General features: G+C 74.0%; 23 protein-coding genes. 12 read left to right on the top strand and 11 right to left on the bottom strand.

The window, feature by feature from the left end:
• The first annotated feature begins 2 nt into the window (after positions 1-2).
• The 7 genes from P2424_RS17170 to P2424_RS17140 are packed head-to-tail and all read left to right on the top strand — an operon-like array spanning position 3 to position 7,708.
• Positions 3-1,034, top strand: coding sequence for an SDR family oxidoreductase (locus tag P2424_RS17170; protein ID WP_276476618.1), 1,032 nt, complete (start codon positions 3-5; stop codon positions 1,032-1,034).
• Complete coding sequence (locus P2424_RS17165; protein WP_276476617.1) at positions 1,031-2,341, top strand: DUF4910 domain-containing protein; 1,311 nt, start codon at positions 1,031-1,033, stop codon at positions 2,339-2,341. The genes P2424_RS17170 and P2424_RS17165 overlap by 4 nt, the downstream gene beginning before the upstream one ends.
• A complete protein-coding gene (locus tag P2424_RS17160) occupies positions 2,338-3,657 on the top strand; it encodes a hypothetical protein (protein WP_276476616.1) in 1,320 nt (439 codons plus the stop codon). Before P2424_RS17165 ends, P2424_RS17160 begins: the two co-directional genes overlap by 4 nt.
• Positions 3,654-4,601, top strand: a complete 948-nt coding sequence (locus tag P2424_RS17155) for a glycosyltransferase family 2 protein (protein ID WP_276476615.1) — start codon at positions 3,654-3,656, stop codon at positions 4,599-4,601. Before P2424_RS17160 ends, P2424_RS17155 begins: the two co-directional genes overlap by 4 nt.
• The gene (locus P2424_RS17150) at positions 4,598-5,827 is read left to right on the top strand and encodes a polysaccharide pyruvyl transferase family protein (RefSeq protein ID WP_276476614.1); all 1,230 of its coding nucleotides are present in this window, start codon (positions 4,598-4,600) and stop codon (positions 5,825-5,827) included. The genes P2424_RS17155 and P2424_RS17150 overlap by 4 nt, the downstream gene beginning before the upstream one ends.
• Entirely contained in the window at positions 5,824-6,375 is a 552-nt protein-coding gene (gene rfbC, locus P2424_RS17145) for a dTDP-4-dehydrorhamnose 3,5-epimerase (RefSeq protein ID WP_276476613.1), read from the top strand. Before P2424_RS17150 ends, rfbC begins: the two co-directional genes overlap by 4 nt.
• A 7-nt stretch (positions 6,376-6,382) precedes the next feature.
• Positions 6,383-7,708, top strand: a complete 1,326-nt coding sequence (locus tag P2424_RS17140; RefSeq protein WP_276476612.1) for a glutamate-1-semialdehyde 2,1-aminomutase — start codon at positions 6,383-6,385, stop codon at positions 7,706-7,708.
• Between the two features lie 7 nt (positions 7,709-7,715).
• On the opposite strand, the gene P2424_RS17135 is transcribed toward P2424_RS17140, so the two are convergent.
• The 3 genes from P2424_RS17135 to P2424_RS17125 all read right to left on the bottom strand — a co-directional run bounded on the left by P2424_RS17135 (position 7,716) and on the right by P2424_RS17125 (position 11,160).
• Positions 7,716-8,396: a phosphatase PAP2 family protein gene (locus tag P2424_RS17135; protein WP_276476611.1), complete on the bottom strand. Its 681-nt coding sequence runs from the start codon at positions 8,394-8,396 to the stop codon at positions 7,716-7,718.
• A 653-nt stretch (positions 8,397-9,049) separates the two neighbouring features.
• A complete protein-coding gene (locus P2424_RS17130; RefSeq protein WP_276476610.1) occupies positions 9,050-9,895 on the bottom strand; it encodes a hypothetical protein in 846 nt (281 codons plus the stop codon).
• Positions 9,895-11,160: a VWA domain-containing protein gene (locus P2424_RS17125; protein WP_276476609.1), complete on the bottom strand. Its 1,266-nt coding sequence runs from the start codon at positions 11,158-11,160 to the stop codon at positions 9,895-9,897. Before P2424_RS17125 ends, P2424_RS17130 begins: the two co-directional genes overlap by 1 nt.
• A gap of 293 nt (positions 11,161-11,453) precedes the next feature.
• Between P2424_RS17125 and P2424_RS17120 the strand changes: the two genes are divergently transcribed.
• The gene (locus tag P2424_RS17120) at positions 11,454-12,287 is read left to right on the top strand and encodes a hypothetical protein (protein WP_276476608.1); all 834 of its coding nucleotides are present in this window, start codon (positions 11,454-11,456) and stop codon (positions 12,285-12,287) included.
• A gap of 241 nt (positions 12,288-12,528) precedes the next feature.
• Here P2424_RS17120 and P2424_RS17115 read toward each other — a convergent pair whose 3' ends face one another.
• On the bottom strand, positions 12,529-13,257 hold the full coding sequence (locus tag P2424_RS17115; protein ID WP_276476607.1) for an HAD family phosphatase: 729 nt from the start codon (positions 13,255-13,257) through the stop codon (positions 12,529-12,531).
• Between the two features lie 113 nt (positions 13,258-13,370).
• Between P2424_RS17115 and P2424_RS17110 the strand changes: the two genes are divergently transcribed.
• Positions 13,371-14,936: an FUSC family protein gene (locus tag P2424_RS17110; RefSeq protein ID WP_276476606.1), complete on the top strand. Its 1,566-nt coding sequence runs from the start codon at positions 13,371-13,373 to the stop codon at positions 14,934-14,936.
• Positions 14,937-15,095: 159 nt separating this feature from the next.
• Complete coding sequence (locus P2424_RS17105) at positions 15,096-16,223, top strand: lactonase family protein (RefSeq protein WP_276476605.1); 1,128 nt, start codon at positions 15,096-15,098, stop codon at positions 16,221-16,223.
• A gap of 100 nt (positions 16,224-16,323) precedes the next feature.
• Here P2424_RS17105 and P2424_RS17100 read toward each other — a convergent pair whose 3' ends face one another.
• The 4 genes from P2424_RS17100 to P2424_RS17085 all read right to left on the bottom strand — a co-directional run bounded on the left by P2424_RS17100 (position 16,324) and on the right by P2424_RS17085 (position 20,471).
• Positions 16,324-17,295: a hypothetical protein gene (locus P2424_RS17100; RefSeq protein WP_276476604.1), complete on the bottom strand. Its 972-nt coding sequence runs from the start codon at positions 17,293-17,295 to the stop codon at positions 16,324-16,326.
• A gap of 194 nt (positions 17,296-17,489) precedes the next feature.
• Positions 17,490-18,635: a BadF/BadG/BcrA/BcrD ATPase family protein gene (locus P2424_RS17095; protein WP_276476603.1), complete on the bottom strand. Its 1,146-nt coding sequence runs from the start codon at positions 18,633-18,635 to the stop codon at positions 17,490-17,492.
• Entirely contained in the window at positions 18,632-19,309 is a 678-nt protein-coding gene (locus P2424_RS17090; protein ID WP_276476602.1) for a uracil-DNA glycosylase, read from the bottom strand. The genes P2424_RS17095 and P2424_RS17090 overlap by 4 nt, the downstream gene beginning before the upstream one ends.
• A gap of 55 nt (positions 19,310-19,364) precedes the next feature.
• Positions 19,365-20,471, bottom strand: a complete 1,107-nt coding sequence (locus P2424_RS17085) for a sialidase family protein (RefSeq protein WP_276476600.1) — start codon at positions 20,469-20,471, stop codon at positions 19,365-19,367.
• Here P2424_RS17085 and P2424_RS17080 point away from each other — a divergent pair.
• Positions 20,377-21,486, top strand: coding sequence for a DUF6214 family protein (locus P2424_RS17080; protein WP_346660099.1), 1,110 nt, complete (start codon positions 20,377-20,379; stop codon positions 21,484-21,486). The two genes, P2424_RS17085 and P2424_RS17080, sit on opposite strands and share 95 nt — an antisense overlap.
• A 160-nt stretch (positions 21,487-21,646) precedes the next feature.
• Here the strand turns inward: P2424_RS17080 and P2424_RS17075 are convergent, their stop codons facing one another.
• On the bottom strand, positions 21,647-22,351 hold the full coding sequence (locus P2424_RS17075) for a TetR/AcrR family transcriptional regulator (RefSeq protein WP_276476597.1): 705 nt from the start codon (positions 22,349-22,351) through the stop codon (positions 21,647-21,649).
• A gap of 366 nt (positions 22,352-22,717) precedes the next feature.
• Here P2424_RS17075 and P2424_RS17070 point away from each other — a divergent pair, with 366 nt between their 5' ends.
• A complete protein-coding gene (locus tag P2424_RS17070) occupies positions 22,718-23,518 on the top strand; it encodes an SAM-dependent methyltransferase (RefSeq protein WP_276476596.1) in 801 nt (266 codons plus the stop codon).
• A gap of 49 nt (positions 23,519-23,567) precedes the next feature.
• Here P2424_RS17070 and P2424_RS17065 read toward each other — a convergent pair whose 3' ends face one another.
• Positions 23,568-24,260, bottom strand: coding sequence for a phosphatase PAP2 family protein (locus P2424_RS17065; RefSeq protein WP_276476595.1), 693 nt, complete (start codon positions 24,258-24,260; stop codon positions 23,568-23,570).
• A gap of 105 nt (positions 24,261-24,365) precedes the next feature.
• Positions 24,366-25,307, bottom strand: a complete 942-nt coding sequence (locus P2424_RS17060) for a M56 family metallopeptidase (protein WP_276476594.1) — start codon at positions 25,305-25,307, stop codon at positions 24,366-24,368.
• Positions 25,308-25,334: the final 27 nt, after the last annotated feature.

The following is a 25,334-nucleotide window of genomic DNA, read 5'->3' as shown; positions in this document are numbered from 1 at the left end:
CCTTGCGTGTGCTGCTGACCGGACACCAGGGCTACCTGGGCACCGTGATGGCCCCGGTCCTCGCCGACGCCGGGCACGAGGTCGTCGGTCTCGACGCCGCCCTGTTCGCCGACTGCGTGCTGGGCCCACCGCCCGCCGATCCGCCGGGGGCCGGGGGAGAGGTCGACCTGCGCGATGTCACGGCCGAACACGTGGCCGGGGTCGATGCGGTGATCCATCTGGCCGCGCTGTCCAACGATCCGCTGGGCGCGCTGGCGCCGGAGCTGACCTACGACATCAACCACTGTGCTGCGGTGCGGCTGGCCCGGCTGGCCCGCGAGGCCGGGGTGCGGCGCTTCCTGTACGCGTCGACCTGCTCGGTCTACGGCGCCGCCGGCGGCGGCGAACTGGTGGCCGAGGACGCCCCGCTGCGCCCGGTGACCCCCTACGCCGAGTCCAAGGTGCGGGTGGAGGACGACCTGCACGCGCTGGCCGACGACGACTTCAGCCCGGTGTACATGCGCAACGCCACCGCCTTCGGCTACTCGCCCCGGCTGCGCGCCGACATCGTGCTCAACAACCTGGTGGGCCACGCGCTGCTGTCCGGCGAGGTACTGGTGCTCTCCGACGGCACGCCCTGGCGCCCGCTCGTGCACGCCGCCGACATCGCCCGGGCCTTCGCGGCGGCACTGACCGCGCCGCGGGAGGCGATGCACGACCGGGCCTTCAACATCGGCAGCGAGACCAACAACGTCACGGTCGCCGAGATCGCCGAGGAGGTCGCCGCCGCGGTGCCCGGCTCGCGCGTGGTGATCACCGGAGAGACGGGCGCCGACCCGCGGTCCTACCGGGTGGACTTCTCGCGCTTCCGCGCCGCGGTGCCCGGCTTCGACTGCGCCTGGACGGTGCAGCGGGGCGCGCTCGAACTCGCCGACGCCTACCGGGAGCACGGGCTGACCCGTCAGGACTTCGAGAACCGCTTCACCCGGCTGGCCGTGCTGCGTGCCGCGTCCGAGGCCGGAGTCGTCGACGAGACCCTCCGGAGGCGCCGATGACCGCCGGCGAGGCGATGTACGCCCTGGTGGAGCGGCTGTACCCGCTCTGCCGGAGCATCACGGGCGACGGCGTGCGCGCCACCCTGGAGATCGTCGGCGAGTACCTCCCGCTGCAGGTGCACGAGGTGCCGACCGGGACCCGGGTCCTGGACTGGACGGTGCCGCAGGAGTGGAACATCCGGGAGGCGTACATCGCCGACAGCACGGGCCGCCGGGTCGTCGACTTCGCCGACTCCAGCCTGCACGTGCTCGGCTACAGCGTGCCGGTGTCGGCGACCATGCCGCTGGCCGAACTGCGCGCACACCTGCACACGCTGCCCGACCACCCGTCCTGGGTGCCCTACCGCACCAGCTACTACGCGCCCGAATGGGGGTTCTGCCTGGCCCAGGACACCTTGGACGCCCTGCCGGACGGCATGTACGAGGTGCGCATCGACTCCGCACTCACCGACGGCCACCTCACCTACGCCGAGCACGTCGTCCCGGGGCAGGTCGCCGACGAGGTGCTCGTCTCCTGTCACGCCTGCCACCCGTCGCTGGCCAACGACAACCTGGCCGGCATCGCGGTGGCGACGTTCCTGGCCCGCGCACTGGCGGAGCGCACGCCGTGGTACACCTACCGGTTCCTGTTCGCGCCCGGCACCATCGGTGCGCTCACCTGGCTGGCCCGCAACCCCGGCCGGGTGACGGGGGAGCCCGCCGCCCGAGCCGAGCCGGGAGCCGGGGGACGGGTCGAGCACGGGCTGGTGCTGGCCTGCGCGGGCGACCGGGGCGGACTGACGTACAAGCAGAGCAGGCGCGGGGACGCGGAGATCGACCGGGTGCTGCGGCACGTGCTGCGCACCTCCGAGCGCCCCCACCGGATCGTGGAGTTCACCCCCTACGGCTACGACGAGCGGCAGTTCTGTTCACCCGGATTCGACCTCGGCGTGGGCTCGCTCTGCCGGACCCCGTACGCCGGGTATCCCGAGTACCACACCTCGGCGGACAACCTGGACTTCGTCACCCCGGAGGCGATGGCCGACACGCTCGCCGTCTGCCGCGAGGCATGCGGCGTGCTGGACCGCAACCGGCGCTACGTCAACCTCAGCCCCTACGGCGAACCCCAACTGGGCCGCCGGGGGCTGTACGACTCGCTCGGCGGCCGCAGCGACGCCAAGCAGGCCCAGCTCGCCATGCTCTGGGTGCTCAGCCTCTCCGACGGCGAGCACGACCTGCTGGACATCACCGAGCGGTCCGGGCTGCCGTTCGACACCCTCGCCGCCGCGGCCGACGCACTGCGCGACGCAGGGCTGATCACAGCATGACGCCGATGAGCACCGAGGGAGAGCGGACAGCGCCGTCGGCGGCCCCGGCCGGGCGCTCCGAGCCGGCCGCCCGGCGGGCCGTGGTCGGCCGGCTCTCCTGGGGGCTGGCCGACCAGGCGGCCTCCAGCATGGCCAACTTCGCGGTGGGCGTCTACGTGGCGCGCTCACTGGGGCTGGCCGCGTTCGGCGCGTTCAGCCTGGCCTGGGTGACCTACGGAGTGGTGCTCAGCGTCTCCCGCGGGATGGCCACCGACCCGCTCGTGGTGCGCTTCAGCGGTGTGCCGGACGCGGCCTGGCGCGGCTCCGTGGCCCGCGCGTCGGGTACCGCGCTCGGCGTCGGTGCCGCCGTCGGCGCGGCGTGCCTGGCACTCGGACCGGCGCTCGGCGGGCAGGTGGGGTCCGCGTTCTCCTGCCTCGGCGTGCTGCTGCCGGGGCTGCTGCTGCAGGACGCCTGGCGGTACTCGTTCTTCGCCGCGGGCATCGGCCGCAAGGCGTTCGTCAACGACCTGGTGTGGGGCATCGCGCTCGTCCCGGCCATGCTCTGCGCGGCCCGAGTGGGCAGTGTCGCCGCCTTCGTGGCCGCCTGGGGCGCGTCCGCCGCGGTCGCCGCGGCCTACGGTTGCCTCCAGTCCGGCATCCTGCCCCGGCCCACCGGAGCGCGCCCGTGGCTGCGCGAGCACCGCGACCTCGGCTACCGGTACCTGGTCGAGAACACCTGCGTCAGCGGCGCGAGCCAGTTGCGGGCGTACGGGCTCGGCGCGATCGCCGGGGTCGGCGCCGTGGGGGTGATCCGCGGCGCCGAGCTCCTGCTCGGCCCGTTCCTCGCCGTGCTGATGGGACTCTCGCTGGTCACCGTCGCGGAGGCGGCACGGGTGCTGCGGCGGGCCCCGCACCGGCTCGGCCCGTTCTGCCTTCTGCTGGGCGGCGGGCAGGCCGCCGCCGCGCTGCTGTGGGGCGGGGCGCTGCTGCTGCTGCCGGACCGGGCCGGGGCACTCGTGCTCGGCGACGTCTGGCATGCCGCGGCGGAACTCATCGTGCCCGCCACTCTCGGCGTCGCGGGCGCCGGCCTCGGCACCGGCGCGGCCGCCGGGCTGCGCGCGCTCGCCGCGGCCCGGCGCAGCCTGCGCAGCCAACTGCTCGCCTCCGCCTGCTATGTCGGCTGCGGCCTCGGCGGGGCCGCAGCGGCCGGCACGGTCGGCTCCGCCTGGGGCGTGGCAGCGGCGACCTGCCTGGGCTCGGCTGTGTGGTGGCTGCAGCTGCGGTCCGCCCTGCGCGAGCGCCACCACCACTCCATCCGCGAAGTGAGGACGCCATGACCGCGCATCCCCGACTGAGTATCGGCCTGCCCGTGTACAACGGCGAGGAATACCTCGCCGAAGCGCTCGACGCGCTGCTCGGCCAGACCTTTGAGGACTTCGAACTGGTCGTCTCCGACAATGCCTCGACCGACGGGACCGAGCACATCTGCCGCAAGTACGCCGCGCAGGACTCACGCATCCGCTACCTCCGGCTGCGCCGGAACATCGGTGCCGCGCCGAACCACAACCACGTCTTCACCGAGTGCCGCGGCGAGCTGTTCAAGTGGGCCTCGCACGACGACCTCTATGGCCGTGACCTGCTGCGGCGTTGTGTCGAGGCGTTGGACGCGCGGCCGGACGTGGTCCTCGCGCACTCCGGTCAGGCGGTCATCGACGGCGAAGGACAGGTGAAGGTCCCCTACGAGTACGGGCTCGCCACCGACTCGCCCCACGCACCGGAGCGCTTCCGCAGTTTCCTGTTCGAACCCGGTGGCGACGACTTCTACGGAGTGATGCGCACCGCCATGCTGCGCCGCGTCAAGCCGCACGACAGCTATCACCACGCGGACCGGACGTTCGTCGCCGAGATCGTCCTGCACGGCCCCTTCCACCAGGTGCCGGAACTCCTCTACTTCCGCCGCGACCACCCCACCCGCGCCGAGCGCGCGAACCCCTCCAAGCGCTCCCGGTGCGTCAACCTGGACCCGCGCCGGGCGGGCCGGCTGCATCCGACGCCACGGCTGCTTGCCGAGTACGTCGGGGGCTTCGCCTCGGCGATCCGGCGGGCGCCGCTGTCCGCGGCCGACCGACGCGCCTGTTACCGGCACCTGGCCGCGTGGCTGGCCGACCGGGTACGGCCGGGCGCCGGCGAGCGGATCGAGGACCGCGCCCCGGTCGACCCGGCCGGTCTCACCGTCTCCGTCGACGACCTCGTCGCGGGCCGCGAGGGACGACGGAGATGACATTTCCCCCACGTGTCGGGCTGTTCGGGCTGCTCGGCTCCGGCAACCTGGGCAACGACGGATCGCTGGAGGCCGTGCTCGGCTACCTGCGCGCCGAACATCAGGGGGCGGTCGTGGACGCGCTGTGCGGCGGGCCGGAGGCCGTCGCGGCCCGGTACGGGATTCCCGCGACGCGGCTGCACTGGTACCGCGGGGAGTACCGGACCGCGTCCCGGGTGGGCTCGATCGCCGGCAAGGGAGTGGGCAAGCTCGTCGACGCGGTCCGCACCGCCGCCTGGGTACGCCGGCACGACGTGGTGATCGTGCCGGGCATGGGCGTTCTTGAGGCCACGCTGCCGCTGCGGCCGTGGGGCTTCCCCTATGCGCTCTTCCTGCTCTGCGCCTCCGGCCGGCTGTTCGGCACCAAGGTCGCGCTGGTCGGTGTCGGCGCCGCCGCGATCGGCGACCGGGCGACCCGCATTCTGGTGCGCCGCTCCGCGCGGCTGGCCGCCTACCGGTCCTACCGGGATCCGCTGTCCCGTGACGCGATGCGGGAGATGGGCGTGGACACCGCGCGCGACGCGGTCCACCCGGACCTCGCGTTCGCCCTCCCGGCCCCACCGGCCGGGCGGGACTCCGGCCCGCCCGGCCCGGTCTGCGTCGGTGTCATGGACTTCCACGGCGGCAACGACGACCGCGCCCGTGCCGGGGAGATCCACCGCCGCTACCTCGACGGAACAACCCGGTTCGTGCGCACGCTCGTCGAGGAGGGCAGGCCGGTCCGGCTGCTCACCGGCGACGGGTGCGACGCCCGCGTGGTCGATACGATCCTCGAAGCGGTGGACTCGCCGCTGGTCAGTGCCGCGGAGGCGACGTCGCTGGCCGACCTGATGGAGGAAGCCGCGGCCGCCGACACCGTGGTGGCGACCCGGTACCACAACCTGGTCTGCGCGCTGAAGGCCGGCACCCCGACGCTCGCTCTCAGCTATGCGGCCAAGAGTGACGCGCTCATGGCACGAATGGGGCTGGGCCCATACTGCCACCCGGCCCGCGAAATCGACGTCGACCGGCTGCTGGAGCAGTTCCGCGCGCTGGAGCAGCGATCGGCGCCGCTGCGCCGGATCCTCGCCGAACGCAACCGGCTCGCAGCCCGGCAACTGCAGGACCAGTTCGGTGCCCTGACGGCCGCCCTGTTCCCGGCGGACGACCACCACCCGCACGCCCGCACCCGGCAGGAGACTCCATGAAGGCGACCCAGATCCCGACGCTCGCCGGCGCATACCTGTTCGAGCCCACGCCGTACGCCGACGAACGCGGCTTCTTCTGCCGCACCTTCGACGCCGATGTGATCGGCTCGGTCGGCCTCGACCCGGGCGCCTTCGTCCAGGACAGCGTGTCCCGCTCGGCGCGGGGCGTGCTGCGCGGCCTGCACCTGCGCTCCGGCGACGGCGAGGCCAAGCTGGTGCGGTGCTCGTACGGGCAGATCTTCGACGTCGTCGTGGACCTGCGGCCGCACTCGCCGACCTACCGCAACGTGGCCTCCTTCGAGTTGTCGGGTGAGACGCAGACGACCCTCTACATCCCGGCGGGATGCGCGCACGGCTTCCAGGCACTGACCGGCACCGCCGACACCACCTACCGGATCGACCGCCTGCACGATCCGGCGGAGGACGTGACGATCGCCTTCGACGATCCGGAACTCGCCATCGGCTGGCCGCTGCCGGTCACATCGATGTCCCGGCGGGACCGGGAGGCGCCGAGCCTCGCCGAGGTCCTGAAGCAGCTCGGGAGGTGAAGTGAACGTGGATACCGAAGGGTTCTTCCTCCCCCGGTCGCGGGCGGCGAACGAGCGGCTGCACGCCCTGATCCCCGGCGGCGCGCACACCTACGCCAAGGGCGACGACCAGTACCCCGCCGGCCTGGCCCCGGTCATCAGCCACGGTCGCGGTGCCCACGTGTGGGACCTGGACGGCAATCGCTACATCGAGTACGGCTCCGGCCTGCGCTCGGTCAGCCTCGGTCATACTCATCCGCGCGTGCTGGAGGCGGTGCGGCGGGAACTCGACCGCGGAAGCAACTTCGCCCGGCCCTCCGTCGTGGAAATCGAAGCGGCGGAGCGCTTCCTGGCCACGGTGCCGACCGCCGAGATGGTGAAGTTCGCCAAGAACGGCTCCGACGCCACCACGGCCGCGGTCCGCCTCGCCCGCGCCGCCACCGGGCGCTCGCGGGTGGCCCGCTGCGGCGACCACCCGTTCTTCTCCGTCGACGACTGGTTCATCGGCACGACGCCGATGTCCGCCGGTGTTCCGGCGGCGACCGCCGAACTCACCCTGACGTTCCCCTACGGCGACCTGGCCGCCACCCAGGAGTTGCTCACCCGGTACCGGGACGAGGTCGCCTGCCTGATCCTCGAACCCGCCTCCCACAGCGAGCCGCCGCCCGGATACCTCGCAGGTCTGCGCGAGCTGGCCGACCGGCACGGCTGCGTCCTGGTCTTCGACGAGATGATCACCGGCTTCCGCTGGTCCGAGGCGGGAGCCCAGGGCCTGTACGGCGTGGTCCCCGACCTCTCCACGTTCGGCAAGGCGCTGGGCAACGGGTTCGCGGTCTCGGCGCTGGCCGGGCGCCGAGAGCTGATGGAGCAGGGCGGGCTGCGGCACCCCGGCGACCGCGTGTTCCTGCTGTCCACCACGCACGGTGCGGAGACGCATTCCCTGTCCGCCGCGCAGGCCGTGCTCACCACCTACGTCGAAGAAGGCATCACCGCACAGCTGCACGCCCTCGGTGCGCAGTTGGCCGCCGGTGTCCGCGAGGCCGCCGTGAGCACGGGTGTGGGGGACCACCTCGTCGTCCGAGGCCGGGCCAGCAACCTGGTGTTCGCCACCCTGGACGAGAACGGGCAGCCCTCCCAGGAGTACCGCACCCTCTTCCTGCGCCACCTGCTCGCGGGTGGGGTGCTGGCTCCGTCGTTCGTGGTGAGCAGTGCGCTCGACGAGGCCGACATCGACCGCACCGTCGAAGTGGTGGCCGGGGCCTGCGCGGTGTACCGGAAGGCGCTCGACGTCGCCGACCCCACCCCCTGGCTGGGCGGACGGCCCGTGCAGCCTGTGTTCCGCCGCTCGTCTTGACGTAGCGTCACCTCGGCCCCGGCGGAGCGGCCCGGTCCGTGCGGATGGCCCGTCGGCCGGCCGCACGGTCGATCAGCAGGGCGGTCGCCGGTGTCACCGCCAGCGCGGTGCACCAGCCGCCGAGCGCGTCGGTCGGGTAGTGCGCCCCCAGGGCGACCTGTGCCCAGCCCATGGCAGCACCGCCGGCCAGCGCCGCGGCGAACACCAGGAGCGGGCCGGCCGTCCTGCCCAGGCCGAGCCGGCCGGCTGCCGGCAGCGTCACGGCCAGGGCCAGTGCGGTGGCGAAGGCGGTGTGCCCGCTCGGGTAGGACAGATACCCGCCGTTGATGGTGCGTCCCACCAGATGCTTGAGCAGCGTCGTCGCCCCCACGGCCAGCCCGGTCCCGGCCACCGTGAGCACCGCCGCGCGAAACCACCGGAGCAGCAGGCAGCCCGTCACCGCTGCCGCGATCAGCGCCGCCGCCCCCGCGGGCTCTCCCAGGAAGTCCGTGGCCACGGCGAGTTGTCGCCACGGCGACCCCGCCCCTTCGAACTCCGCCCGGACCCGCGCCTCCACCTCGCCGGGCCCGCTCTCCCCGGCGTACCGGAATCCGAGCACGGCGACCACCAACGCGGCGAGAGCCGCGACAGGCCCGAACGCCGCGCGCAGCGGGGAAGCCAGCAGCGCGGGCGCCGCCCGCCCGGTCACCCGCCCACCGCGCCGGTCCGGCCCGCGGCGGCGACCTGCCTGTCCGTCGAGACGCCTGGCTCTCCCCCGTGCCGCGCCGCGCGGCGGCGACCAGGCACCGCCCGAACCGTCCGCCCGCACACACGGTCCGGACCGCCGGCCTCCGCGGGCCGCGCGGACGGGCCGAGCCGGACTCCGGATCCGGTGGGCCCGTACCGGGCCGGGCCGGGTGCCGGGCCTGCTCCGTCCAGCCGATGCATCGTCGCCCCCACACTCTGTCGGCCCGGCCGTGGTGCCGGGCCCCTCGTCTGCGCCCCGCCGGCCCGGCTCTTCCCCGGCGACCGGGCGACCGCAACCGCCCCCGGTATCCCCTCCTGGCCGGCACTCCGCCGCGCGCCTCTCGATCCGTGGCCTCCCGGACGCGCCCCCGTGCGCTCGCGCGGCTCGTGCTGCCCGACGGCCGCGGGGTCGGCCGCCGCACATACCTTAATGAGCACCCCGGGCGCGGCAACCGGGCGTGGGGGGGGGTATGTTCCACCGGCTCGGCGGCGCCGAGTCCAGAGGCGCAGGACAGCCTTGGGCGTGCGGGGGCCCGGCCGCGCCCGCGCCCCACCGACGTGCTCCGGGCGGCGGGGGTGCATCCGCCGCCCGGACCACGTATCGGGCCCGCTCGGTCAGGCGCCCGGTGGCATCCGGGAGGGGCGCCTCGGACCGCGGGCGAGGGCGTAGCCGCCCAGGGTGCCGAGGGCGGCCAGGACTCCTCCCGCGACGGTCCAGATCCAGCGGTCGGACCAGCGGCCGGAGGACCAGCCGTCCTCCGGCTCGACGGCTGCCGGGCCCTGTTGCGCTTCGGGGCTCGCGTTTTCCTCGCCGTCCTCGCCGTCTTCCGCGTCCTTGCCGTCTGTCGCGGATACCCCCGGGGTCAGGGGGGCGGCCAGGGCCCCGTCGACCGCGTGTGCGCCGCCGGCGTCCGTGGTGACGGCCTCGACCTGCGCCCGAACCGGCAGTCCGAGATCCTTCTCGGGGGCGTCCACGGCGGTCAGCCGCAGGTAGTAGCTGCCCGGCAGCGGGTGCGCCGACCACGGATCGGTCAGCGAACGCACCGGACGCAGGGTGCAGGACAGCTCGACCGATGCGGTGTCCTCGGTGGCCACTCTGCTCTGCATGCCGTACATGCAGGGCTGCCGGCGGCGGAGCCCGTCGTACACGTCGATGCGCCAGGTCGAGTCGCCGTGCCGGGCGGACTGCTCGGGCAGCTCGACCTCGGCCTTGAAGGTGGCGCGCTGCCCGGTGTCGAGAGGGAAGACCCAGTACAGGTAGTCGCCGCTGGACGCGTTCGCGGTGGCCGAGCGGCCCGGGGGAACGGCTGCGGCATCGCGGAAGCCGGTACCGGCCCGGGTCGGTCCGGACTTGCCGTCCTCGGCGTCGGGTGAGGGGCTGTCCGCCGCCGCGCCGCCCGTTCCCGCGAACAGCGCCGCGCAGGCCAGCGTCGTGCTTGCCAGGGTGCGGATCATACGCATCAGTTGCCCCTCCTGACGGGGTTGCGCCAGCGGGAGAGCCAGCCCCACAGCAGGCCGGCCAGCAGACCGGAGAGCGTGAGGACGCCCAGCATCCACCAGCCGCGGCCCAGGCCGAAGGAGGCGACGTCGGCCGCCTCGTGCGGAGCCTCCACCAGGTCGACCGTCAGCTCCAGGGGCAGACCGGGCTCGGTCTTGACCGAGTCGGGCGCCGAGAAGGAGTTGCTGACCTGGAGGCACACGGTTTCCGCAGGCGCCTCGTCCTCGTCGGCCGGAGCCTTGGGGTAGCGCAGGCCGGTGGATATCAGGTCGGTGCGCCCGTCGCCGGCCTCGGAGCCGCGGACGATCTCGCGGCCGTGGACCGTCACGGCGCGGAGCAGAACGCCGTAGTCGTGGTGGACGGTCCGGTCGGCCCCGATGCTCACCGAGGCGCGCAGCTCTTTTCCGGGCGGAACCTCGACCCGGTAGAAGCGGTGCTGACCGAATTTCTCCCGGTCGCTGTACAGGCCCGGGCGCAGTTTCGGCGCCCGGGAGCACGTCCGGGCGCCTTCGGCCGGCTCGGGGACGGCGACCGGGTCGGCCGTGCGGTCGACCAACTGGTTGACCCGGTCGGTGAGTTCCTCGGTGTGCCGGACGGAGGTGTAGGTGCCTCCGGTGGCCTCCGCGATGCAGCTGAGCTGTTCGCGGGTCTTGGCGTCGGGGACCAGACCGAGCGTGTCCACGGTCAGGTGGATGCCCTTCGCGGCGATCTCGCGCGCCACCACGCAGGGGTCGAGCGGTGCGCAGGTGTCCTCACCGTCGGTGATGAGGACGATGCGGCGGGAACCCTCGCCGCCCTCGAGGTCGTCGGCGGCGGCGCGCAGCGCCGGGCCGATGGGCGTCCAGCCGGTGGGGGCGAGCGTTGCCACGGACGTCTTCGCCTCGGTGCGGTCCAGCGGGCCGACCCGGTAGAGCTGGTGGGTGTCCTTGCAGCCTTCCTTCCGGTCGTCACCGCGGTAGCGGGCGCCCAGTGTCCGGATCCCGAGCTGTACCTCGTCCGGTACCGCGTCGATGACTTCGTTGAACGCCTGCTTGGCCGCGGCCATCCGGGACCTGCCGTCGATGTCGCGCTTCCGCATGGAGCCGCTGACGTCGAGCGTCAATTCGACTTTGGGGGCGTCCTCGTCCGACGCGGGCTCGGCGCTCGCGGTGCCGGTCGGGAGAAGCCCGAGGGGCAGGGCCATGAGCAGGGCGCACGCCCCGGTCACGAGCCGTCTTCTGATGATCATCGCCAGATCGTATTGAGGATCCGGAGGTGATCCAAAACGGCTGCGGGTGGCGGCGACGGAGGGCCGTGCGCGGGTGGTTGGCGCTGCCCGGGCTCGGCCTCCGGGCCTCTTCGCGGTCCGCCGGTCCGGTGTTCGGTAACGGTTTCCGGAATCTGGCGGGCGCTGTGGTCGCCCGGGGCCCGCGTTCTTGTCCGGGGACGGTTTTGCGCGCCGTGTCACGGGCCGGTATGCGTCTCGTAAGGGAGGCCCGTCCGGTGTCGGAGCAGCGGTGGGATTCGCCTAGAGTGTTGATCATGTATCAGTCAAATGTCCCACAGCGCACCACTCGACACCCGCAGCCCACCCCGGCGGCGCCGGCCCACCGGAGAAAGAGGACCCTGGTCGCGGCTCTCGGAATGGGACTGGCCGTCGCGTTGAGCGGGTGCAACGACGACACCGGCAAGGGCAGTGACAAGGAGTCCGCCGCCTCGAAGAGCCCCTCGGAGCAGGCCTCGCAGTCCTCCGGCCCGACGGCCCCCGCCGGCGACGAGCCGATGGTCGAGGGATGGCAGACCCAGACCTCGCAGAAGCACCACTTCCGCTACGACGTGCCCGCCAAGGCCGAGAAGTGGAAGGTCCTGGACAAGGGGACGGCCCTCTCCTACACGGACAAGGACGGCAAGCCGATCGTCGTCATGACCGCGGCGGCCAACTACCGCGAGGGCGGCTGCAGCTCCAACCCCAATCCCGATACGATCGGCGAGGCGGGCAAGGGCCAGCTCGCCACCGTCGGTACCACCGGCGGCGGCAAGGAGGGCTCCCTTCAGGAGAACGCCCGCAACTGGGCCGGCAACTGGGGCTTCGCCGCGTACGGCGGCAAGGAGCACAAGCCCAAGATCAAGGTCAGCCAGGCGAAGCCCTGGAAGCACGGCGGCATCGAGGGTTACACGGCGACCGCCCAGGTCACCGTCACCAACCGGCCGAGCGCGTGCGTGCCGCCGAAGGCCGTGGTGCACAGCATCGCGCAGAAGCTCCCCGACGGGACCATGCACGGCTGGGTGATCTACGCGGACCAGGGCGTGCCCGATGCGCTGACCGCCGACGACATGAAGAAGATCATGAACACGGTCCGGCCCACGGGCGGCTGATGCCCGCGCGGCCGGTCCCGCACGGACCGGCTTCCTCGCGCCCGGTGCCGGAGGCGGCGGACCCACGGACGGCGGGAACCCCGACCGCCGTCCGCGCCCTTTCGTCCGCGCTCCGGCGCGGCGCTCCCACTCCCGTGCGTTCCGGTTCAGCCCCTTCAGTCCATGTGGCCCGGGCCGGCGCTCTTCGTGCCGTGCGTCCCGGACCCGACCTCCCGGCCTCGGGCGTTCCGGATCCGCGCCCTCACGCCCGCTGCGGGCCGCCGGAGGGCGGCGGGTCAGCGGCCGGGCGGCCGGTCATCCAGTCGTAGATCTGCTGCGCGTCGCACGCGCGCTGACCCCCGGGGAACAGCAGGCCCGCGCCCGCGAACCCCGGATCGGCGGCCTGCTCGGCCAGGTACGGCAGGGCGACGCACCGCATTCCCGCGCGCCGGGCAGCCTCGGCCCCCGCCGGGGCGTCCTCGACGGCCACACAGTCCGCGGGGGAGACACCGAGCCTGCGGGCCGCCTCCAGGAAGACATCCGGCCGGGGCTTGCCATGCGGCACCTCCTCCGCCGACACTCGGAGCGGAAGCAGCTCATCCAGGCTGGTCGCTCCGAGTACCGCGTCGATGGCGCCGCGCGACGATCCGGAGGCCACCGCCAGCGGATGCCCGCCGGCATGCAGGTGCTCCACGAGCTTTCGCATCTCGGGGAACACCTCGGGGCCGGAGCGCACCGACTGGAGGTAGAGGCGGTTCTTCTCCGCCAGCAGGGTGTCCACGGACGCGGTGAGCCCGTGTTCGCGGCGGAGGGCGGCGAGGGTCTCCCGCGTCCCGATTCCGATGAACCGCGCGTGCTCGGCCCAGCTGAAGCCCGGAACGCCGTGGGCGGCGAGCAGACGCCTGCCCGCCTCGTAGTAGTGCGGCTCGCTGTCGACGAGAGTGCCGTCCAGGTCGAAGACGACCGCGGGTGCGGCGGCAGAACTGATCACGAGCCCAGCATGTCAAACGCGTGCGATTTGGTAGCAGGTGGGAAGGGGTGCTTTCCTCTTCGTACCAGCATGTGGACGCGTGGTCTACCAGGTCAGCCCGGATTGGAGGGGTTTTGGACACGTCGCTTCGGAAGCCCGGGGGAAGTACCCCAGCACATCTCCTCCGTCGCACCGTCGCGGCACTCGGTCCCGAACGCTCACACCGGGCGCGCGTCTCGGCACGCGCTGTCATCGGCATCGGACTCGCGGTCGCCGGCTGCGCGGGCGCCGGTCTGCCGCTGCAGGCCACCGTCGCGGGCGGGCTGGTGGCGCTCCTCGCGCTGTTCACCGTCGCGGACTCGACCGTGCGGGCGCAGGGCCGCACCACGGCGCTGCTGCCCGCGGCCGGCTTCCCCGTGCTGGCGCTGGCCGCGTTCCTGCATGAGCAGCCGCTCGCCCGGGATGTCGCGTTCCTCGCGGTGGTCTTCGCCGGGGTGTACGCACGCCGCTGGGGGCCGCGCGGCAACGCGCTGGGCATCTTCGCCTTCATGCAGTTCTTCGCCGCGCAGTTCCTGCGTACGGAGCCCGACCGGCTTCTGGAGACGTTCGCCGCCGGGCTGCTGGCGCTCGCGGCGGCCTCGCTCACCCGGTTCGTGCTGTGGCCGCTCGAGCGCGGTGCGGTGCCGCAGCCCGCCGTCGCGCCCGTCGGCGGCCGGGGATTGGCCCGGCCCACCACCCGGCAGGCGTTCCAGGCGCTCACCGCCTGCGGATTCGCCCTGGCCGCGGGGCAGGTGCTGTCCCTGGACCGCTGGTACTGGGCGGTCGGTGCCGCCTGGTGGATCTTCGTGAACACCGCTTCCCGGGGCGAGACGCTCGTCCGCGGCTTCCGCCGGGTGCTGGGCACCGTCACGGGACTGGCCGCCGGCCTGCTGGTCGCGGTGCCCGCGGACGGCGCCGTCACGCCCACGCTCGCCGTCGTGGCCTGCTGCGTCTTCGGGATCTTCTACACCGCACCGTTGTCCTACTCGTGGATGATGTTCTTCGTCACGCTCATGGTCGGCATGCTCTACGGTCTGCTCGGCGTCCTCCACCCCGGCCTGCTCGGGCTGCGGCTGCAGGAGACCGCGGTGGGCGCGCTGGGTGCGGTACTCGCGGTCGCCCTCGTGCTGCCCGTCACCACTCACGCCGCGACCGAGGTGTGGATACGGCGTGCGGTGCACTGCGTGCACGAATGCGCCAGGGAGGCGGCGGACCGCCTCGCGGGCGGCGGCGGCGACGGCCCCGAACCGCGGGTCGCGGAGCTGGAACTGCTGCTGGGGCGCGTGCGGCTGTCGGTTGCGCCGCTCGTCCATCCCCTCAGCCCGCTGCGCGCACGCAAGGCCAGGGCCCGTCAGGTGCTGGCTCTGCTGGACGACTGCGCCCGCCGGATCCGCGGTCTGGCCGAGGCCGCGGCCGACCCCGCCGCCTCGCACGACGCCCGGCTCACCGCGGCCTGTGAGCGCGTCGAGGCCGCGGTGCACCGGTTGGCGGCTCCGGCGGGGGCCCGGATCGTCCCGGCCCGCGGCAGCGCCGTCCCGATGGCTGCGGCCGCGGAGTCGCCCGCGTCCGGTGATCGTGCACTGGTGCATCTGCACGCTTTGGAGGACGCGCTCCACCAGCTCGCCGCGCCGCTGCACACCCACCCGAGAGCGGCGGCCTGAGGGTGCACCGCAGGGCCGGGCCGCGGCGCCGGTCCGCTCGGGGCGGAGCAGGTCGACCGCGCGCTCTGTGCGGAGCAAGGCGACCCAATTGGTCCAGACCAAGCGTGGCCCGCCTGTTACCGTCGTGCCCTCCAGGCGGAGCGGCGAAGGGGCTGTGCGATGAACAGCAGTACGCGGCGGTACCCACGGGCGTACATCGGATCGTTCACCTCGGCCGGGGGCCGGGGTATCACCACCGCGGCCCTCGACCCCCGCACCGGCGCGCTGAGCGCCCTGCACCACACGGACGACGCCGTCACGAATCCCTCGTTTCTCGCTCTGGCGCCCGCGGGCGGCCTCCTCTACGCCGTCAGTGAGACCGACCGCGGAGCGGTCGCGGCGCTGTGCCTCGACGGCACCGGCCCGGCCGGAAGTCCCCCCACGGGCGGCCCCTCCCTCGGCACTGTCCCCGTGCTGCTGGACACGGTCGCCGTCGGAGGCGCCGGTCCCACGCATCTGGCGGTGACCGGGGGCGGCCTCTGCACCGCGAACTACACCTCCGGCAGCGTCAGCATGCTGCCCCTGCACGCCGACGGCACCCCCGGTGCGCCGGCGCGCACGCACCAGCACCGCGGCCGGGGCCCGGTCGGGGAGCGGCAGGAGGGGCCGCACGCGCACGGCGTCACCCCCGACCCGTCAGGTCGCTGGCTGCTCTGCACCGACCTGGGAACCGACTCGGTGTGGATCTACGGCCTGCGGAACACCGATGCCGGCCTGCGGCTCCACCGCGAGGTCCCGCTCCGGCCCGGAACCGGCCCCCGCCACCTGGCGTTCGGGCCCACGTCCGGGGGCGGGCGGACCGGCGCCCGGCGGGCGTATGTAGTCAACGAGCTGGACTCGACGGTGACGACCTGCAGTTGGGACCCCACCCGAGGCGCGCTGGAGCCGCTCGGCGAGACCCGGCTCGTGGCGCCGGAGGGCGCGGCGGTCAACCACCCCTCCGCGTTCGTCCTCGCACCCGACGGGCGCTTCGCCTGGGCCGCGAACCGGGGCGAGGACAGCATCGCCGTCCTGGACCTGGCCGCCTCCGCACTGCCCGAGCGCGTCGCCACCGTGCCCTGCGGTGGCCGCTGGCCCCGCGACCTGGCGGTGCACCCGGCAGGCCGCTGGCTCTATGCCGCCAACGAGCGCTCGGGCGACGTCACCTGGTTCGAGATCGACCCGGTCACCGGGACCCCGCGACCGGCGGGCTCCTTGTCCGCGCCGTCGGCCTCCTGCGTCGTCATCGACCCGGACGCCAGAGCATGAGGTGCCCAGCGGTGGCGCACCGGAAGGGGTGGCTCAGCCCGGCCGGCGGGGGCGCCGGGCGGCCCGCCCCCGCGGGCGCCCTGGGAGGCCGGGCGGGCGCTCAGCGCGCCGACGCCCCCTGCGGCTGCGCGATACCCGCCTTGGCGGCGTACGTGGAGGCCACGAGCTTCCCCAGCGCCGGGTAAGCGCCCAGCGGTTCCGCGGCCGAGCAGCCCGCCTCCTCCGCCGCGGCCTCCAGCAGGCCCTCGGCGATCTCCGGGCCGATCAGGCACGGCGCGACGGCCAACTGCTGGGAACCGGAGTTGCGGAGCTGCTCGGCGATCTGCTGGACGGCGCCCTCGTCGTCGAGCGCCGCGGCGAGCACCGGCACCGCGAGCCGGGCGGCCAGCAGCATGCCGGTGATACCGGCCGCCTGCACTGCCTCTTCCCCGCCTATGGTCGCCAGGATGATGCCGTCGGCCGCCGTCGCGACGGTGAACAGCCGTGCCCGGTCGGCACGTGCCAGCCCCGCCTCGGAGAGGCGCACATGCACGCCTTCCGCGAGCAGCGGGTGCGGACCCAGTACGTCGGTCAGCTCGGCGCCGGAGCCGCTGTTGAGCACCTCCTGGCGGATGTGGCGCAGCTGCGCGGCATCCGGGCCGGCCAGCAGCGGCACCACCACCGCCGGCAGCCCGTCGTCGGCGGTGTCGGCCGGCGGGGCCGCGACCGCTGCCTCCTGCTCGGGAGAACCGGCCTCCTCCGCCATGGCCGCCGCCTCGCGCGCGTACCGGCGGCGCGTCGCCCGGTCCTCGACCGCCTGGGCGAGAGCCGAGCGAATGGTCGGGAACTCCCCGTCGTCGCCCTCGGTGAAACCGATGCGCGCGTCGAGGCCGGGCAGCTCCGAGCGCGCGATGCTCAGCGTCTCCTCGGCGAGACTGCGCGTGGCACCGGAGGGGGCGCCGGGGACGGCCAGAACCAGTGCCGGCGCGCCCTCGGGGGCGACGACGGGCTCCGGCCGGCGGTGCCGTCCGGGCTGGCGGGGACGTGGCATTCGTACGGGCAGGCCATTGTCCGGTCCTGTGGGGGAGCTCATGCGCCCGCATGCTAATGCCTTCATGGGCTTGGCTGTTCGGCCGGGGCAGACCGATGGGCTTATGTACCGATTCATCCGAGCGAGACGGCTGCTTCTCCGGGCATTCTGGAGTGCGGCCCCTTGCAGAGGATACGGTGCACACAGCGACGACCCGTGCTCCAGGCCCGGGCCGAGTCCCGCGCTGCCCGCTCGCCTCAGCCCGCGCCGCCCGCGCCACGGAGGGGCGCCTGGGAGCCGTGGGCGTCCGGGGCCGCCACCGACAGCAGCGCGGGGTCCCTCGGGAGTGCCAGGGCGCCGCCCGCCAGCCGCGCGGCGACCAGCAGCGCGCCTTCAAGCGGGCCGCCTGCCGCCTCCACGATCCGGGCTTCCGGAAGCCGCTCGGCCAACTCGGTGCGCAGCGGGCCCTGCAGGGCCTCGCCCAGCTTGAACAGCCCCCCGGTGAAAGCGACCCGCACCGCCCGCCCGCGGGGCTCCGCCGGCTCGCGGGCAGCGGCCGGAGCCCCCGCGGGCCGGGGCGTACCCTCCCGGACCGGGCACACGGCCTCGGCCGCGGCGGCGATCTCCCGGGCCGCTGCTCGCACGATCTCCGCCGCGACGGCGTCCTCCGCCGCGCACCGGGCGACCTCGGGCGCGAACGAGGCGAGGACGGCCGCCCGGTCCGTACGCGGATACAGGTGCCCGGGCAGTGCGCTCAGCGGGGTACCGAACACCGCCTCGGCGCGCCTCCGCAGCGCTCGCGAACCTCCCGTCCGGCCGTCGAAGGCGCGCAGCGCCGCCTCCAGCCCGGCACGCCCGATCCACGCGCCGCTGCCGCAGTCGCCCAGCAGATGACCCCAGCCGTCGGCGCGCCGCCACGTCGTCAGATCGGTGCCCATGGCGATCATCCCGGTCCCGGCCGCCACCACGGCACCGGGTCGTTCGCCCAGGGCACCGGCGTACCCGGTCACCGCGTCGGCGGCCAGCGCCAAGCGCCGCACTCCGAACTCCGCCGCGAACACGCCCGGCAGCTCGGCCCGCAGCCCCGTGCCGAGGGTCGCCATCCCCGCGGCACCCACGCAGGCCGCCGCGAGGTGCGCGGCGCCCGCGTCCGCCAGTAGCGCGCGCACCGCGGGCACCAGCTGGCCGGACAGGTGCGCCGCGTCGATCCCGGCCGGTCCGGTGCGCACGGGTTCCGGGCAGGTGACGGTACCGACGGCTTCCGGCGGCCCGCCGTCCGCGTGCCCGTCGGCGGGGAGCCGCGCCAGCGCGACCCGGAGACCGGAGCCGCCCGAGTCCACGCCCAGCAGCCAGCCGTCCGCGCTCCGCGGGGTCGCTCCGGTGCCCTCCGCGGCCGCGGTCATGGCAGGTGCCAGTCCACGGGATCGGCCCCCTGGGCGGCGAGCAGTTCGTTGACCCGGCTGAAGGGCCGCGAGCCGAAGAACCCGCGATCGGCCGACATGGGTGAGGGATGCGCGGACTCGACCGCGGGCAGTTCGCCCAGCAGCGGACGCAGATTCCGCGCATCGCGGCCCCACAGCACCGACACCATCGGGCGTCCGCGGGCGACCAGGGCACGGATCGCCTGCTCGGTGACCTCTTCCCAGCCCTTGCCACGGTGTGCCGCGGGCCGGCGCGGGGCCGTCGTCAGCGCCCTGTTGAGCAGCAGCACCCCCTGCCTCGTCCAGGGCGTCAGATCACCGTTGGAGGGGCGGGGGAGTCCGAGGTCGCTGTGCATCTCCCGGAAGATGTTCTCCAGGCTGCCCGGCAGCCGGTGGACCTCCGGAGCCACCGAGAAGGACAATCCGACGGCGTGCCCGGGGGTGGGATACGGATCCTGCCCCACGATGAGGACGCGCACCTCGTCGAAGGGCTGCTGGAAAGCGCGGAGCACGTTCGGCCCCGAGGGCAGGTAGGTTCTCCCCGCGGCGACCTCCGCACGGAGGAAGTCACCCATCGCGGCGATCCGTTCGGACACCGGCTCCAGCGCCTTCGCCCAGCCCGGCTCGACAATCTCGTTCAACGGTCGTGCAGCCACGAGCGGTCACTCTACTGGCTCAGCCGGGCGCTCCGGTCACCACTCGGGGATCTCCTCAGTCGACCACCGCCGCCCGCACGCACAGCACGTCCGGCAGGTGCGAGGCCAGCTGCTGCCAGCTCTCGCCCTCGTCCGCGCTGGCGAAGACCTCGCCGTTCCGGTTCCCGAAGTAGATCCCGGCCGGGTCCGCATCGTCCGTGCACAGCGCGTCCCGCAGCACCGGTCCGTAGTGCGCGGCCTCGGGAAGGCCCGCACCCAGCGCCTCCCAGCTGCCGCCCGCGTCCTGCGTGCGGTAGACGCGGCAACGGTGGCCGGAGGGCACCCGGTCCGCGTCCGCGTTGAGCGGGAAGAGGTAGGCCACGCCGCCGCGCCGCGGGTGGGCCGCGACGGGGAAACCGAAGTCCGAGGGGAGGGAGTCGCCGATCGAATGCCAGCTGGAGGCGCTGTCGTCGCTGCGGAAGATGCCCCAGTGGTTCTGCAGATACAACCGGTCGGGGTGCTCCGCGTCCCGCGCGATCTTGTGCACGCACTGCCCGTACTCGGGGTAGCGGCGGCCCTCCGGCAGGAACACCGCCGAGACCCCGCGGTTGCACGGCTCCCAGCTCTCTCCGCCGTCCCGGGTGCGGTAGACGCCGCCCGTCGAGACGGCGACGGTCACATGCCGCGCGTCCCGCGGGTCCACCAGGACGGTGTGCAGCCCCAGTCCGCCACCGCCGGGCGCCCACTCCTCTCGGGTGGGGTGCTCCCACAGCGCGCGGACGAGGGAGAAGGACACGCCGCCGTCCGTGGAGCGGAACAGCCCGCCGGGCTCCGTCCCGGCGTAGACCACACCCGGTTCGTCCTCCCCGCCGGGCTGGAGCTGCCAGACACGCTCCAGCGAGGCCCCGGTGTCCCGCGGGTAGGCCACCGGAGGCCGCGGGGGCTCCTGCCAGGTCCTGCCCAGATCGTCGGAGTGGAAGACCGACGGGCCCCAGTGTGCGCTGTCCCCTCCGGCCAGCAGCCGGGGCGTGGAGCCGCGCCGGTCGATGCTGAAGGAATAGACGGCCTGTGCGTCGAAGTACGGGCCGGTGAAATCCCAGTCCGCCCCGCCTCGCCCGGCCGCCGGCCGTCGGGCGAGGAACAGGCCCTTTCTCGTACCTACCGCGAGCAGTACGTCCGCCATTGCGGCACCGCCTTCGAGACGTCGTTGTCCGAGGTGTCGTTCTCCGAGTCGTCCGGAACACGGAACAGTCTGCACCCGCCCACCGACACTTCCGCCCGGACTGCGCGAACGGCGTCCCGGGGCGGTGTCCGCGGCGCCCGTTCGGCCGCGGGAGGCGAGTGCCGAGCCCCCCGAACGGCGGCATGCCGGTGCGCCGAACGGGCTGCGGCCGCCTCCGTCGTCAGGGTTGCCCCGGGCCAGGCCGAGCGCGCCGCGCGGGCCCGGTCGCCGACGCCGGGGCTACGGTGCCGCCGTGTCGGAGAGATCCTCATGTCCGTGCTGTGCGTCGGACCAGTCCTGCCGGCAGGACGGCTGCCCGTCCGCGGGCCGGCCCCCGCCGCCGAGCCCCGCGTGGAAACTTCGCGGCTACGGCAGCGGCGCGGGCACTGTCCCGCACTCCGCCGGGGCGCCCTGGTTCGCCGTCGGTGTCAGCCGTCCGGACGGTACCCAGGTGGAAATGGTGGCCGCTGTGGTGGACGGCGGGATCCGGCTGGAGGAGGTGCGGGCCGATCCGCCGCTCAGCCTGCGGGAGTTCGCTGAGCTCGCGCCGCGCCTCGGCGAGCCGCTGACGCTGGCCTGCCCCTCCGCGCTCCGGCCGGCGGCGCCCGCCCCCACCGTCCGGACCACCGGGCCCTGCGTGCTGCCCGCAGCGCCGCGCCCCGTAGCGCCGGTGTCCACGGCTGCGCCTGCCTCCGCGCCCCCGCAGCCCCCGGAGCCGGTCCCCGCGGCGGCTGTGCAGCGGAGACCGCCCGTGCCCGTGGCAGCGGGAGGGCGCAGGCGGCCGCCCGGTCCCCGCGGCACGGAGGCCCTGCACGCGGCGGCCGGCGCCTACTCCGCGGCCCGGGCGCAGGGGCAGGACCCGGTGCTGGCCGTCATGCGGGTCACCGGGCACAGCCGCCGCAAGTCGCTGCGCGTCATCGCGAGCGCCCGCGACGCGGGGCTCTTGAGCCCGCGGCACGCCCGTCGGCGACGCTGAACGGCGGTGCACGGGCAGGCCGGGCCGACGTCCGTGCCGGGCCCGCGGCGGTTCACACGCGCCGGCTGCGGTGGCTCCGTGCCCGCCGCCGTGCCCTGTGCCTCGCCGCGGGTCCCGCATCGTCGCCACCGGGGTGTGCCGGTACCGCGTCCCGAGCGGCTCACGGTCCGCAGTGCGGTCCGGCGCCGGTGTCCCGACCGCGCGGACGCAGCCGGGCCAACTGCCGTGTCCGTGCCGTATGCGAAACCTCGGTGCCTTCCTCCGCCTCCGGCGGTGTCCCCTGCTGCCAGGCGAGGCCGTACCGGGCGAACAGCTCTCCCCGCAGCCGCCCGAGCGGCATCGGTGCACCGGGCAGCAGCAACGCGACGACGGCACCCATCAGATTGGCGCGCAGCAGCGGATAGTCGGTGTCCGGGTCGGGAGAGCCGTAGCGGACCACGGCACCGCGCAGCACAGCGGCCAGGCGCTGCTGTTCGTCGCATCGGACGAACCCCTCCTGCTGCAGGATCCCCGCCATGTGGGCACGCATCAGCACCGGCTGGCTGCAGGCCAGTCCGAGTACGGCGTCGATGGCGCGCGCCAGCACTTCCCGCCCGCTGTCCGGGCCCTCGGGGGTCGGTCCGCGTTCCAGGGCCTCGGTCAGCGTCAGATGCATCAGCCGGTGCACCGCCGACTGGAAGAGCTGCCGCTTGCCGGGGAAGTAGTACGAGATGAGCCCGCGTGCAGAGCCGGCCCGATCGGCGATCGCGCCGAGGGTCGTCGACTCGTACCCGTGCTCGGCGACCAGTTCGACTGTCGCCTGCAGCAGGCGTTCACGCGAGCGTCTGCGCAACTCTTCATTGACCGATGCGCTTCGGGGGGACATGCTGTAACTCCTGCGTTGACTGGCCGGCAGCCAATATACTCAGCACGACTTCGGGCGTTCGCCTCCAGGGGAGTGGGAACGCCCGCTACAGCAGCCGATATCGGGGCGACGCGGGGGATCGCCCCGGTATCGGTGTCGACCAGGCGCCTCGGTGAGGCGGGCCGGCGAGGCCCGGCCGAGCGTACCGGCAGCGGCGGTTCCGGGTCCGACTCCAAGAGGTCGACCGTCCGCTCAGCACCCCTGCTGCCGCAGCGACTTTTCCCGGCGGGCTTCCGGCCGCCGCCCGGGTACGGTCACAGCCCGCCTTCGGTACGTTGGTCGCGCACACAGCGCACGACGCACACCGCCGAGGGGCAGGGGAGAGCCATGGTGCCGGGACCGGAACCCAGAGAGATCGACAACACGCTGCCGCATTCGGCGCGGATCTGGAACTACTGGCTCGGCGGCAAGGACTTCTACGACGTCGACCGGCAGGTCGGTGACGAGATCGCGCGTACCAACCCCGGCATCGTGACCACGGCCCGCGCCCAGCGGGCCTTCCTGTGCCGGGCCGTCCACCACCTCGCAGGGGACCTCGGCATCCGGCAGTTCCTGGATGTCGGCACCGGTCTGCCCACCGTCGACAACACCCACGAGGTCGCCCAGCGCATCGCCCCTGACGCGCGGATCGTCTACGTGGACCACGACCCGCTCGTCCTCACGCACGCCCGAGCCCTGCTGACCAGCACCCCGGAGGGTGTCACCCACTATCTCGACGCCGATCTGCGTGATCCGGACGCCATCATCGAGGGCGCGGCCCAGATCCTCGACTTCGACAGGCCCGTGGCGCTGATGCTGCTCGGTGTCGTCGCCCATCTCACCGACGACAGCGCCTACGACGTGGTGGCGCGGTTGACGGCGGCCCTCCCCGCCGGCAGTCATCTGGTCTTCAGCGACTCGGCCGAGGTGGTCAACCCGGAGGCGGTCCGCGCCATGGTGCGCCAGTGGAACCGCACCAGCGACAACCCGCGCGTCAACCGCTCCCGCGAGCAGATCCTCCGGTTCTTCGACGGACTGGAGGTCCTGGAACCGGGGCTGGTCTCGGTCACGCGGTGGCGCCCCGAGGCGCTCCCCTTCGGCGAGCCCGAAGAGGTCGACAACGTGGGTGCGGTGGCCCGCAAGCTCTGAGCGGCCTCCGGGCAGCCGCCTCCGGGCGGCTGCCCGGAGCCCCGCCGGCCTATTCGGGTACGGGGCCGGGCAGCCGCTCCCCGGGCCGCAGCATGGCCCACGCGGCGGCGGACGCCAGCGCCACCGCCGTCCCGAGCAGCGTGCCCACCACAGTGTCCGTCAGCCAGTGCACGCCCAGCCACAGCCGGGTGAACGCGACGCCGAGCACGCTCACCGCGGCGGCGCCGAGCGCCGTCCGCCACCTCGCGGTGGTCACCGGCGTTCCCCGCTCCCGCCACAGCCACAGCAGCACCGTGCACACCAGCGCTGCCGTCAGCACGTGCCCCGACGGCATCGCGGCGTACTCCGCCGAGGCCACCGGCTCCCGCCAGTGCGGGCGCTCCCTGCCGAGCGCCGCCTTCATCCCCTGCTGCACTCCGGCGCCGACCAGTGCCGTGCCCGCCACCCAGTACGCCGCCGTACGCTCCCCGCGCCACAGCAGCCGGACGCACACCGCCGCCAGCAGCAGCCGGAAGGTCCACGGATCCCACACCCAGTCGGTGAGGATCCGCAGGGCCCGTGTCAGCGCCGGGTGCTCCAGCGCCGACGTGTGCAGCCCGGAGGCGGTGCTCCGGTCGAGCGCGGCCAGCGGTTCCCAGGGCAGCAGAGCCAGACTGGTCAGCAGAACGGCCGCGGCGCCCAGCGCGGCGGCCGCAGCGGCCTGCCACGTGCCTGCCGGACCGGCACGAATCGCACCTCGCATGCCCCGATCATCACCCCTGACACCGGCCGCGGTGCAACTCCCGGCCGGGTGTTCCCCGCCCGGCGGCACGGCCCGGCCGACCGCGGGAGGCCCGGGAGCCGAAGGTCAGTGGTGCAGGGCGGACAGTCCGGGAGCGAACGCCACCAGTACCGGGATCACCGGCACCAGGGAGGCCACCGCGGTCATCCGCAGCCGGCGGCTGACGGACAGTCGCGGTCCGGGCGCGAGCAGCCGGTGCACCCGCTGCGGCACCATCGCCACCGGTGCCGGGCACGGGCCGAAGACTCCGCGCCCTTCGTTCAGTTCCACCAGGGCCAGGGCGATGGTGAGCCTGCCGTAGCGACGGGAGGCGGCGTCGTCGGCGGCCAGCTCCACCAGCCGGTGCACCTGGTCGCGGAAGCCCGCGAAGACCGGCACTCGCGAAAATCCCGTGGCCAGCGCCGAGGAGCAGTGCAGCAGCCAGTCGTGGCGCGCCCGCGCGTGTCCGTGCTCGTGCTCCAGTACCGCATCCAACTGCCGGCCCTTGAGCCGGCGCAGCGCGCCGGTGGTGATGGCCAACTGCGGGTTGGCGCCCGGCAGCCACCAGGCGTCCGGCTTCTCCTCCTCCAGGACCACCAGCCGCTCGCTCGAGGAGGCGCTCTCGCCCGGCAGGCGGGGTGCCCGCTCGCGCAGCTCCGCCCGCCGCCTGCGGCGCCTGGCCCGCGCGTCCCTGATCTCCCGCAGCAGCATTGCGCCGGTCCAGGCGCCTCCGCAGGCCAGCAGCACGCTCAGGGCGCCGGCCCAGGGTGCGGAGGTGCTGGAGGAGTAGGCCTCGGCAACACCATGCGGCGCCCCGGCGAAGACGTGGGTGCGTACCGCGGTGAAGGCCGCCGCACCCGAGAGGGCCATCGCCAGCAAACAGCACAGCAGCACCGCTCCCACCACGCACTGCCACACCCACAGGGCGAGCACCGGTTCCCGGTCGGGCCAGGTGGAGCGGGTCAGTACGCGCGGCGCGAGACCCGCGGCGAACAGGGCGAGCACCATCAGCGCGAGCGGGACGGTCATACCGCCCAGCCTAGAAGGCCGTTACGA

The organism is Streptomyces sp. WMMB303 (assembly GCF_029351045.1).
Classification (GTDB): domain Bacteria; phylum Actinomycetota; class Actinomycetes; order Streptomycetales; family Streptomycetaceae; genus Streptomyces.
This window is presented reverse-complemented; position numbering and strand designations above follow the sequence as displayed.

Bases quoted from the DNA above. Each gene is read 5' to 3' on its own strand.
- P2424_RS17165 (WP_276476617.1), top strand. From the start codon at position 1,031: ATGACCGCCGGCGAGGCGATGTACGCCCTGGTGGAGCGGCTGTACCCG.
- P2424_RS17105 (WP_276476605.1), top strand. From the start codon at position 15,096: ATGAACAGCAGTACGCGGCGGTACCCACGGGCGTACATCGGATCGTTC.
- P2424_RS17120 (WP_276476608.1), top strand. From the start codon at position 11,454: ATGTATCAGTCAAATGTCCCACAGCGCACCACTCGACACCCGCAGCCC.
- P2424_RS17065 (WP_276476595.1), bottom strand. From the start codon at position 24,260: ATGCGAGGTGCGATTCGTGCCGGTCCGGCAGGCACGTGGCAGGCCGCT.
- P2424_RS17100 (WP_276476604.1), bottom strand. From the start codon at position 17,295: ATGAGCTCCCCCACAGGACCGGACAATGGCCTGCCCGTACGAATGCCA.
- P2424_RS17150 (WP_276476614.1), top strand. From the start codon at position 4,598: ATGACATTTCCCCCACGTGTCGGGCTGTTCGGGCTGCTCGGCTCCGGC.
- P2424_RS17155 (WP_276476615.1), top strand. From the start codon at position 3,654: ATGACCGCGCATCCCCGACTGAGTATCGGCCTGCCCGTGTACAACGGC.
- P2424_RS17085 (WP_276476600.1), bottom strand. From the start codon at position 20,471: ATGGCGGACGTACTGCTCGCGGTAGGTACGAGAAAGGGCCTGTTCCTC.
- P2424_RS17070 (WP_276476596.1), top strand. From the start codon at position 22,718: ATGGTGCCGGGACCGGAACCCAGAGAGATCGACAACACGCTGCCGCAT.
- rfbC (WP_276476613.1), top strand. From the start codon at position 5,824: ATGAAGGCGACCCAGATCCCGACGCTCGCCGGCGCATACCTGTTCGAG.
- P2424_RS17160 (WP_276476616.1), top strand. From the start codon at position 2,338: ATGACGCCGATGAGCACCGAGGGAGAGCGGACAGCGCCGTCGGCGGCC.
- P2424_RS17130 (WP_276476610.1), bottom strand. From the start codon at position 9,895: ATGCGTATGATCCGCACCCTGGCAAGCACGACGCTGGCCTGCGCGGCG.
- P2424_RS17060 (WP_276476594.1), bottom strand. From the start codon at position 25,307: ATGACCGTCCCGCTCGCGCTGATGGTGCTCGCCCTGTTCGCCGCGGGT.
- P2424_RS17075 (WP_276476597.1), bottom strand. From the start codon at position 22,351: ATGTCCCCCCGAAGCGCATCGGTCAATGAAGAGTTGCGCAGACGCTCG.
- P2424_RS17095 (WP_276476603.1), bottom strand. From the start codon at position 18,635: ATGACCGCGGCCGCGGAGGGCACCGGAGCGACCCCGCGGAGCGCGGAC.
- P2424_RS17125 (WP_276476609.1), bottom strand. From the start codon at position 11,160: ATGATCATCAGAAGACGGCTCGTGACCGGGGCGTGCGCCCTGCTCATG.